At 63.7% G+C, this 9332-nt stretch carries 10 protein-coding genes; 4 read left to right on the top strand and 6 right to left on the bottom strand.

Annotation, left to right across the window (positions count from 1 at the left end):
- Nucleotides 1–161: 161 nt before the first annotated feature.
- The 5 genes from WG908_RS10820 to WG908_RS10800 form a co-directional block, all read right to left on the bottom strand.
- Complete coding sequence (locus WG908_RS10820) at nucleotides 162–554, bottom strand: hypothetical protein (RefSeq protein WP_445326703.1); 393 nt, start codon at nucleotides 552–554, stop codon at nucleotides 162–164.
- 91 nt (nucleotides 555–645) lie between these two features.
- The gene (gene nth, locus WG908_RS10815; RefSeq protein WP_340186588.1) at nucleotides 646–1296 is read right to left on the bottom strand and encodes an endonuclease III; all 651 of its coding nucleotides are present in this window, start codon (nucleotides 1294–1296) and stop codon (nucleotides 646–648) included.
- A 10-nt stretch (nucleotides 1297–1306) separates the two neighbouring features.
- Nucleotides 1307–2074: a 4-hydroxy-tetrahydrodipicolinate reductase gene (gene dapB, locus WG908_RS10810; RefSeq protein ID WP_340186587.1), complete on the bottom strand. Its 768-nt coding sequence runs from the start codon at nucleotides 2072–2074 to the stop codon at nucleotides 1307–1309.
- Nucleotides 2075–2112: 38 nt separating this feature from the next.
- On the bottom strand, nucleotides 2113–3546 hold the full coding sequence (gene astD, locus WG908_RS10805; RefSeq protein ID WP_340186586.1) for a succinylglutamate-semialdehyde dehydrogenase: 1434 nt from the start codon (nucleotides 3544–3546) through the stop codon (nucleotides 2113–2115).
- A gap of 41 nt (nucleotides 3547–3587) precedes the next feature.
- Nucleotides 3588–4982 carry a protein adenylyltransferase SelO family protein gene (locus WG908_RS10800; protein WP_340186585.1) on the bottom strand — a complete coding sequence of 465 codons (1395 nt, stop codon included), beginning with the start codon at nucleotides 4980–4982 and terminating at the stop codon, nucleotides 3588–3590.
- A gap of 37 nt (nucleotides 4983–5019) precedes the next feature.
- Between WG908_RS10800 and WG908_RS10795 the strand changes: the two genes are divergently transcribed.
- The 4 genes from WG908_RS10795 to WG908_RS10780 all read left to right on the top strand — a co-directional run bounded on the left by WG908_RS10795 (nucleotide 5020) and on the right by WG908_RS10780 (nucleotide 8742).
- Nucleotides 5020–5892 (top strand): alpha/beta fold hydrolase, encoded by an 873-nt coding sequence (locus tag WG908_RS10795; RefSeq protein WP_340186584.1) that lies wholly within the window; start codon nucleotides 5020–5022, stop codon nucleotides 5890–5892.
- On the top strand, nucleotides 5885–7027 hold the full coding sequence (locus WG908_RS10790; RefSeq protein WP_340186583.1) for a glycosyltransferase: 1143 nt from the start codon (nucleotides 5885–5887) through the stop codon (nucleotides 7025–7027). The genes WG908_RS10795 and WG908_RS10790 overlap by 8 nt, the downstream gene beginning before the upstream one ends.
- 90 nt (nucleotides 7028–7117) lie before the next feature.
- Nucleotides 7118–8521: an NAD(P)H-dependent flavin oxidoreductase gene (locus WG908_RS10785; RefSeq protein WP_340186582.1), complete on the top strand. Its 1404-nt coding sequence runs from the start codon at nucleotides 7118–7120 to the stop codon at nucleotides 8519–8521.
- Nucleotides 8522–8529: 8 nt separating this feature from the next.
- A complete protein-coding gene (locus WG908_RS10780; protein ID WP_340186581.1) occupies nucleotides 8530–8742 on the top strand; it encodes a DUF2093 domain-containing protein in 213 nt (70 codons plus the stop codon).
- A 62-nt stretch (nucleotides 8743–8804) separates the two neighbouring features.
- Here the strand turns inward: WG908_RS10780 and WG908_RS10775 are convergent, their stop codons facing one another.
- Complete coding sequence (locus WG908_RS10775) at nucleotides 8805–9095, bottom strand: hypothetical protein (RefSeq protein WP_340186580.1); 291 nt, start codon at nucleotides 9093–9095, stop codon at nucleotides 8805–8807.
- Between the last annotated feature and the right edge of the window lie 237 nt (nucleotides 9096–9332).

The following is a 9332-nucleotide window of genomic DNA, read 5'->3' as shown; positions in this document are numbered from 1 at the left end:
ACCCGACAGGATTCGAACCTGTGGCCTCTGCCTTCGGAGGGCAGCGCTCTATCCAGCTGAGCTACGGGTGCTGGCGCGAAGGGTCGCTTAGCAAAGGGTGGCTGCGCGCGCCAGCGGCAAATCAGCCGCTGGCGCGAAAAGCGATGGGGGAGATCGGTGCGCTATTTGGGCGCCTTCATCATCGGCTGGAACTTGCCGAGGCCGCAACTGGCGCCGCGCTGCAAGCCGGGGCCAGCGTTGTTCAAAACGGTTATGATGTCGACCGAACAGAGCTGGTTGATGCTGGTCCTGTAGGCAAAAGCCCGTTCAAAGCCCAGGCTGGGGCAGCTGTTCGGGAGGATATTGCGATAGGTCGTCTTCCCGTTCATCACAAAGTCTATCGTGCGATCGTCCCTGACGTTGGTGGACCTGATCTGGCTGGTCTGGATGCAACTGACGGGCTTGCCGGCGGGAACCAAGCCATCGGGCTTGGCGGGCTTTGAGATCGCCGGCGATACCGCGCCCAGCACCAGCGCGAACGTGGCGAAGGCGCGCAATGATTTCATGTTGATCATGGGGCTCTCCTGATACGGTCTATCCATTAGACGCCGAAGACTATCGGCAACCGTAGCAGGGCATGTCTGAACCGCGTGATAATATCTGCGCCTAAACGGCCTTTGCGGGGGCGGGTGTCTTTGGCTTGTAGCGGCACAGGTCGCTAACGATACAGCGCCAGCATTCGGGCCGCCGCGCCTTGCAGACATAGCGGCCATGCAGAATCAGCCAGTGATGCGCGTCCCGACGGAAGGGGGAGGGCACCCGCTTTTCAAGCTGTAGTTCGACTGCGAGTGGCGTCTTGCCGGGTGCAAGGCCGGTGCGGTTGCCCATGCGAAAGATATGGGTGTCGACCGCGAAGGTTTCTTCGCCGAACGCGGTGTTCATGACCACATTGGCGGTTTTGCGCCCCACGCCAGGCAGGGTGGTCAGAATGTCGCGGTCGCGTGGCACCTGGCCTGCAAAATCGCACACCAATATCTCCGACAATGCAATTACGTTCTTCGCCTTGGCGTTGAACAGGCCGATCGTTCGTATGTGCTGCTTCAGGCCATCTTCGCCGAGCGCGACCATCTGCGCGGGCGTTTCGACGTCGCGGAACAGCGCGCGGGTGGCCTTGTTGACGCCGACATCGGTCGCCTGCGCGGACAGGACGACGGCCACCAGCAACTGATAGTCGTTGCCATAATCCAGTTCGGTGCGCGGTGCGGGATTATCGTCGGCGAGACGGCTGAAGAATTCGAAGACCTGCGCCCGGTTCATGGACATCGGCTCAAAGCCCGAGCACCGATTTCATGTCGTAGCGGCCAGGCGGCTGAGCAGCGAGCCAGGAGGCGGCGCGCACGGCGCCTTTGGCGAAGATGGCGCGGCTTTCGGCGCGGTGCCCGATCTCGATCCGCTCGCCCTCGGCCGCCAATATGACCTGATGATCGCCCGCCACCGATCCACCGCGCAGCGATGCAAAGCCGATCGCGCCCGTTGCCCGAGCACCGGTGATGCCGTCGCGGCCCCGCTCGCTATGTTGGCCCAGCGCGATGCCGCGCCCGCGCGCGGCCGCTTCCCCCAGCAGCAGCGCGGTGCCCGAAGGCGCGTCGACCTTGTGCCTGTGGTGCATCTCCACAATCTCTATGTCCCAGTCATCCCCCAGCCGCGCAGCCGCCTGTTCGACCAGAGCGGCAAGCAGGTTGACGCCGAGCGACGTGTTGCCTGTCTGGAGAACGGGAATGAGTGCCGCCGCCTCGTCGATCAGGGCATGGTGAACGGCCTCCAGACCGGTCGTGCCGATGACGATTGGCTTACGCGCGGCGATGCAGGCATCGAGATTCGTGGACAGCGCGCCGGGAACGGAAAAGTCGATCAATATGTCGCTCATTTCCGCCAAGGCCAGCGGGTCCGTGCCGATCGGCAGCCCTAGAAGGATTTCACGGCCATTGGGGACGTTGTCGGTGCCCCCGCTTATCGTCAGGCCGGCGTGCGCGGCTGCCTCAACGATGGCGCGGCCCATGCGTCCGGCGGCGCCGAAAATGCCGATGCGTGTCATCCCTTGCCCTTCATGTCTGCTGCGCGCATGGGTAGCGCTCACTCGCCCATCTGGCGCGTGTCGATGTCCTTGAGACCGACGCCGATGGTGGCGCGGGGTGTTTCGATCTCCGCCGACACCACCGGATAGGCGCAATAATCGGCGGCATAATAGGCGCTGGGGCGATGGTTGCCAGATATGCCCACGCCGCCGAACGGCGCAGCGGAGGACGCGCCGTTGGTCGGCCGGTTCCAGTTGACGATACCGGCGCGAACATTGGCCCAGAACTGGTTATATTGTTCGGGCGTGCCGCCGATGAGCGCCGCCGACAGGCCATAGCGGGTGTTGTTGGCTTCGGCGATCGCTGCGGCGAAATCGGGTACGCGGATAACCTGGAGCAGGGGACCGAACAGCTCGATATCGGGCCGTTCCGTCATGGCGGTCACATCGATGATCGCGGGCGAAACGAACGGGCGGTCCTTGATCGGGCGGACCATGTGCTTGATCGGCTTGCCGCCGTTGCTCATCAGGATCAGGAAGCTTTCGGTCAGTCCATCGGCGGCGTGATTGTCGATCACCGGCCCCATATAGGGCGCGGGATCGGCATGAGGATGGTCGATGATCAGGCGGTCGGCCAGCTTTTTGACTTCGGCGATCACCGTGTCCGCCAGGCTGTCGCGCACGATCAGCCGGCTGGCCGCTGTGCAACGCTGACCGGCTGACATGAAGGCCGATTGCACGACAAGCGACGCGGCACTGGCTATTTCGGGTGTGTCCCACACGATGATCGGGTTGTTGCCGCCCATTTCCAGCGCCAGGATTTTCTGGGGCTGGGCCGCAAACTGCTGATTGATGGCGATGCCGGTTTGCGCCGATCCGGTAAACAGGATGCCGTTGACGTCGGGATGCGCCGCGAGCGCCTTTCCCTCTTGAGGACCGCCCAGCACCAGTCGGACGACGTCCAGCGGCACACCCGCCTGATGATAGAGGCTGACCAGCATCTCACCCACCGCGGGCGTTTTTTCCGATGGCTTGAATATCACCGCATTGCCGGCCAGCAGCGCCGGAATGATATGGCCATTGGGCAGGTGCGCGGGAAAATTATATGGGCCGAGCACCGCCATGACGCCATGCGGCTTGTGCCTGACCGCCTGCCGCGCGCCCATCGCCGCATCCAGCCGCTTTTGCCCTGTGCGTTCGGAATAGGCGGCGATGGAAATGTCGACCTTGGCGATCACCGCCGCGACTTCGCTACGCGCGTCCCACAGCGGCTTGCCGGTTTCACGCGCGATCAGGTCGGCGAGTTTTTCCTCCGCGCTCCGCACGGCGTTGGCGAAGCGGCGCATGGTTTCGATGCGATTGGCGATGGGCTGTGCCGCCCAGCGCGGCCAGGCGCTGCAGGCACGGGCGACTTCCGCCGGGACGTCGCTGACGCTGCCTTCCCACAGGTGCGCGCCGGTGGCAGGTTCGGTGGAAATCAGCTTGGCGGACATGGATGCGGCTATGGCCGAAATCTCGGCGCTTTGAAAGGGGTTCAGGGCAGGGGTGGCGTGCACCCGAGCGCTTGCCCCATCCGACGGATCGCCGCGACCTTCGCATGGAGCGGACCCCAGTCATCCGACGCATCGATTGCGCTCCAGATCGCCTCGACCTCATCGATGTGCATCGAACAGGGATCGGGGTCGGCCCAGTAGGGATGGGCATTCGGGCCGGCGGCGACGCACGGCGCTGCCAGATCGCGGAACGCCGACCAATCCTCGCCCCCATAGGCATCCGGATCGCGCGGCCTTCCGCCGCGCCAGTCGAGGAAGAAACGGTCGATGGCGGTTCCGCTGGCCACCATGGCGCGCACTGCCGCTTCGACCAGCGCTGTCCCCTGGCCGGATGAAACGACGCCAAGCCGCCAGCAGAAGCGCCGCACCAGCGCATCGGCATAGAGCATGGGAAAGCGTTCCAGTTGCGCGATCAGGGGCGGCGCGTCGATGATGGGGCGCAAGGATATGGCGAGTTGCGCCACGTCCCAATGGATCGCTTCGGCCTGCCGTCCGAAGGCGTACAGGCCTTCGCGATCGAAATAGGCGGCGGTGAAGCGCTCGTCCCACAGCGGCGTGAATCGCCAGGGGCCATAATCGAAGCTTTCGCCGGTGACGTTGATATTGTCGCTGTTGAGGACGCCATGGACGAACCCCGCGATCATGTAGCTCGCGGCGAGATCTGCGGTTCGTTCGACCACGCGGCCCAGCAGTTGCGCGGCGGGATGCGCGCCGGGCGTTTCATCATATAGCTGTGTGAGAGCATAATCGACCAGCCGTTCCAGCAGCGCGCGATTATCCTCGAAGGCCGCCCGCTGAAACGTGCCGATACGGATATGCGAGTGGCTGAGGCGAACGAGCACCGATCCGCGCGTGGGCGAGGGTTCGTCATGGCGTTCGAGCGCTTCGCCGGTTTCGATCAGTGAAAAGGTCTTGGACGTATTGACGCCCAGCGCTTCGAGCATTTCGGTCGCCAATATCTCGCGCACGCCACCTTTCAGCGTCAGTCGGCCGTCGCCAAAGCGGCTGTATGGCGTCTGGCCCGATCCCTTGGTTCCAAGGTCGAGCAGGCGACCGCCTTCGTCGCGCAGTTGCGCGAACAGAAAGCCCCGCCCGTCGCCGATGTCGGGATTATAGTTGCGGAACTGGTGGCCATGATAGCGCAGCGCCAGCGGCTCGGGCAGTGATCCCGGCAGCGGCGTGAAGCGCCCGAAATGGGCGAGCCATTGCGCATCGTCCAAATCGCCAAGACCGACCATATCGGCCCAGCGATCATTGCGAAAACGCAGCAGCGTCTGCGGAAAATCCGCCGGCTGCACCGGGTCGGCCAGGTCGGGGCCAAGCAGCGCGATATCCATCGACGGCTTGAATTTGGCGGCTTGCGGGGGATGGCTCATGCAGCGATATGGGGTAGCCTGGGTGGAAGGATCAAGCGTGAACCCGTTTGAAGACAGATATTGGTGGTCTCCCGACGGCCTGCGCCTGCATTATCGCGACTATGCGGGCGGTGCAGACGGTCGCCCGCCTATTCTGTGCCTGCCCGGCCTGACCCGCAACGCGCGCGACTTCGAGCCGCTGGCGAGCCGGCTTTCGGGCGACTGGCGGCTGATATGCCCCGACATGCGCGGCCGGGGGGAAAGCGCTCAGGCCAAGGATCCGATGACCTATGTGCCGCTGACCTATCTTCAGGATATCAGCCGCCTGCTGGCCGATCTTGCGATCCAGCGCTTCGTCGTCGTCGGCACTTCGCTCGGCGGGCTGATCGCCATGCTGATAGCCGTCACGCATGCGGAATGGCTGGCGGGCGTTGTGCTGAACGATATCGGGCCGACCATTGAGCCTGCCGGACTGGAGCGGATACGCGGCTATGTCGGCACCGGCAGCACGCATCCAAGCTGGGTGCACGCCGCCCGCGCGCTGGAGGCGGCGAACCAGACCGTCTATCCCCGCTACGCCCTTGAACAATGGCTGGCGATGGCCAAGCGCCTGTATCGCCTGAACAGCGCCGGCAGGGTGGTGCTCGATTACGACATGCGCATCGCCGAGCCGTTGCGGGTCGCGGGCGGCGAGGCCGGGGTGGATATGTGGCCAGTGATGGCCGCCTTCCGCGCGATCCCCACGCTGATCCTGCGGGGCGAACTGTCCGACCTGATGAGCGCCGAGACCGCAGATCGCATGGCGCGCGAAATCGGTCCGCAGGCCGAACTGGTCACGGTGCCGCGTGTCGGCCATGCGCCGGTGCTGGACGAACCAGAGGCGCTGGCGGGCATCGACCGGCTGCTGGATCGCGTCCTCGCGCATGGGTGAGGGTACTGCGCGGCCGCCCCGGCTGCTCCATCTGCACAGCAGCTTTTCGCTGGGCGGGAAGGAAGCGCGCGCGGTGCGGCTGATGAACCTGTGGGGCAATCGTGCCCGGCACGCGATCGTCAGCGGCGTGGCGGCTGACATGGGCGCGAGCGCCGCCATCGCGCAGGGCGTGGATGTGGCATTTCCGGACGATATCGGGTTGGTTGGTCCGCTGCGTCTGGGGCGGCTGCGCGCCCTTGCTCGTCGCATGGCGGATCATGACCTCATCCTCACCTATAATTGGGGAGCGATGGATGCGGTGATGGCGCACCGCCTGTTTTCCCGGTCGATGGCGTTGCCGCCGCTGATCCATCATGAGGATGGCTTCAATATCGAGGAGGCCAACGGCCTCAAGACCCGGCGCAACCTGTATCGTCGCCTGGCGCTGGCGACGGCTCATGCACTGGTCGTGCCCTCTGTACGGCTGGAGACGGTCGCACGGCGAATATGGATGCAGCCGGCGCGGCGCGTCCACCTGGTCCGCAACGGCATCGACATCGAACGCTATGCGCGGCCGCCCGCGCCGGACGGGTTGCCGGGGTTTTGCCGTACGCCCGGAAAGCTGGTGGTCGGCACTCTGGCGGGCCTTCGCCCGGTGAAGAATATTCCCCGTCTGGTCCGCGCGGTGGCGCGCAATCGCGATCGGCTGCAACTCGTCGTGGTCGGCGAGGGCGAGGAGCGCGACGCGATCCAGCGCGAAGCGCGCGCGCAGGGGCTGGACGATTTTCATATGGCGGGCTTCCTCGCCGAACCATGGCGCTTCATGGGACTGTTCGACATTTTCGCGTTGTCGTCGGACAGCGAGCAATTTCCGATCTCGCTGGTAGAGGCGATGGCCGCCGGACTGCCGGTTGCATCGACCGATGTCGGTGACGTGGCCAATATGGTTGCGCCCGAAAACCGATCGCTGGTGGTCGGGGCGGAAGACGCACTTGCCTCTGCCCTGGGCCTGCTTGCCGATGATGCCGATCTGCGTCAGCGGTTGGGGACGGCGAACCGTGAGCGGGCGCGGCGGGATTTCGCCGAAGACGTCATGGTGGATGCTTATGCGCGCCTCTATGGCGAAGCTCTGGCCAGACCGGACATTTTCCGCTAGGGGCCGCCGATATTTCTGTTTCGGGGCAAAGACTGCTATAAAGCGACCTTTGCCGTCCAGGACGATGTTGCTTTGCCGCGGGAGATTTCATTGTTCAAGGGGTTGAAGCCCATCATCTATGGTGGCCGCGAGGTTTGGCCGCTGGTGGAAGGTGGCAAGGGCGTGGCCGTGTCCAATCATGCCAGCTCGGGCGCTTGGGCGGCCGCCGGCGGAATCGGCACCATATCGGCGGTGAACGCCGATAGTTACGACAGCTTCGGCAACGTCATTCCCCAGATTTACCATGGCCGCACCCGGCGCGACCGGCACGAGGAACTGGTCGCCTATGCGATCGACGGCGCGGTCGAACAGGTCAAGCGCGCGTTCGAGATCGCGGGCGGCAGAGGCGCGATCAACATCAACGTTCTGTGGGAAATGGGCGGGGCGCAGCGTGTTCTGCACGGCGTCCTGGAAAAGACCAAAGGGATGGTGTCGGGCGTGACCTGCGGCGCGGGCATGCCATACAAGCTGAGTGAAATCGCGGCTTCGTACGATGTCAGCTATCTGCCGATCGTCAGTTCGGCCCGCGCCTTTCGCGCGTTGTGGAAGCGCGCCTATTCCAAGGCGGCCGAATGGCTGTCGGCGGTGGTCTATGAAGACCCCTGGCTGGCCGGCGGGCACAACGGCCTGTCCAATGCCGAGGACCCGCGCCAACCGCAGGATCCCTATCCGCGCGTCAAGGCGCTGCGCGACACCATGCGCGAAGGCGGGATTTCCGATGACGTGCCGATCGTGATGGCAGGCGGCGTGTGGGCGCTCAAGGATTGGAACGACTGGATCGACAATCCCGAACTTGGCGCCATAGCCTTCCAGTTCGGCACCCGCCCGCTACTGACCCAGGAAAGCCCAATTCCCAAGGAGTGGAAGGACCGGCTGACCCAGCTCAATCCCGGCGATATTTTGCTGCACAAATTCTCGCCGACCGGATTTTACAGCTCGGCGGTTCGCAATCCTTTCCTTCGCAGCCTGGAAGCGCGGTCGGAACGGCAGATCCCGTTCAGTACCGAACAGGCGGGCGACCATACCCATCAGCTGGATGCCGGCGTGCGGGGCAAAAGCTTCTGGGTGACGCGCGGCGACCTTATGCGCGCGCGCGAATGGGTGGGACAGGGCTTTACCGCCGCGCTCAAGACGCCCGACAATACGCTGGTATTCGTGACCGAGGAAGACAAGGCCGTCATCCGCAAGGATCAGACCGATTGCATGGGGTGCCTGAGCCAGTGCGCCTTTTCCAGCTGGATGGACAGCGAGACCAATTCGACCGGCCGCCTGGCCGATCCTCGCAGCTTTTGCATCCAAAAGGCGTTGCAGGAGGCCGTGCATGGCGGTTCGCTGGACGACAACCTGTTGTTTGCTGGCCATGGCGCCTACAAGTTCAAGCAGGACCCTTTCTATTCCAACGGCTTCGTCCCCACGGTCAAGCAGCTGGTCGATCGCATCCTGACAGGCGACTGATAGCGGACATGGCGGATATTCAGGGCCTGGCGGTGTTGCACTATGACACCCCCCATTTCGAGGTCGTGCGGCCGGGGCAATTCGTTTTGTGCGCGATATCGGGCGAGCGAATCGATCTGAACGACCTCAAATATTGGAGCGGCGAGTTCCAGGAGGCCTATCGCGGCGCGGCGGAAGCGACGGAAGCCTTCATACGCCATCGCGGTCGCGCCGCCGCTTGACCGCGGCTCGACCAGAGCCGGATTCCCTATTCCCCGACGACGAATTATAGTGTAGCATTTCTTTAAGGTGGCAAAGATCGCCCTTTAGGAAGGATGCAATAATGTCTCGGATCGATGTGTTTGGCGACCGAATCTGCGTAGTCAGCTCCCTGCTGATTCTCGGCTGGTTCCTGTTCAACGTGGTGACCTGACGCCGCGCGGCGCTCCGCTTTTGCAGTCGCGCTTTCCAGATTGCCCTTCCCGATCCACACATTCCCTGCCAATCGCATATCGCTGCGCATGGCCACAGCTTTCTGAAAGCTGATGTGCGCGCGGTAAAAGCTTTCCTGCTTTGCCTGCTTTCCCGTCATCAAGGAAAAGGGAACGAGCCTTGAAAAAGGCTTCGCGGCTTTTGAAGCATGTCAGCTTGCTCCGCGTCACCAACGGCTAAAGCGCACGGTACTGACGCGTCAACGCAAGGTTTCGTGTTCCCCCAGAGGAGAAGACGATGACCATCAAAAAACCCTTACGACGTTCCGCCCGCCCTCGACAGACCGGTCGGCATATCCCGCTTCCACACCCTTCCTGGTCTCAATCCGAACGACCGGCAT

The organism is Sphingobium anseongense, from assembly GCF_037725245.1.
Lineage (GTDB): Bacteria > Pseudomonadota > Alphaproteobacteria > Sphingomonadales > Sphingomonadaceae > Sphingobium.
Note: the sequence above shows the minus strand (reverse complement) of the source record. Positions and strands in the feature narration are given on the sequence as shown.

Bases quoted from the DNA above. Each gene is read 5' to 3' on its own strand.
- nth (WP_340186588.1), bottom strand. From the start codon at position 1,296: ATGAACCGGGCGCAGGTCTTCGAATTCTTCAGCCGTCTCGCCGACGAT.
- astD (WP_340186586.1), bottom strand. From the start codon at position 3,546: ATGTCCGCCAAGCTGATTTCCACCGAACCTGCCACCGGCGCGCACCTG.
- WG908_RS10780 (WP_340186581.1), top strand. From the start codon at position 8,530: ATGGCGGATATTCAGGGCCTGGCGGTGTTGCACTATGACACCCCCCAT.
- WG908_RS10800 (WP_340186585.1), bottom strand. From the start codon at position 4,982: ATGAGCCATCCCCCGCAAGCCGCCAAATTCAAGCCGTCGATGGATATC.
- WG908_RS10790 (WP_340186583.1), top strand. From the start codon at position 5,885: ATGGGTGAGGGTACTGCGCGGCCGCCCCGGCTGCTCCATCTGCACAGC.
- dapB (WP_340186587.1), bottom strand. From the start codon at position 2,074: ATGACACGCATCGGCATTTTCGGCGCCGCCGGACGCATGGGCCGCGCC.
- WG908_RS10820 (WP_445326703.1), bottom strand. From the start codon at position 554: ATGATCAACATGAAATCATTGCGCGCCTTCGCCACGTTCGCGCTGGTG.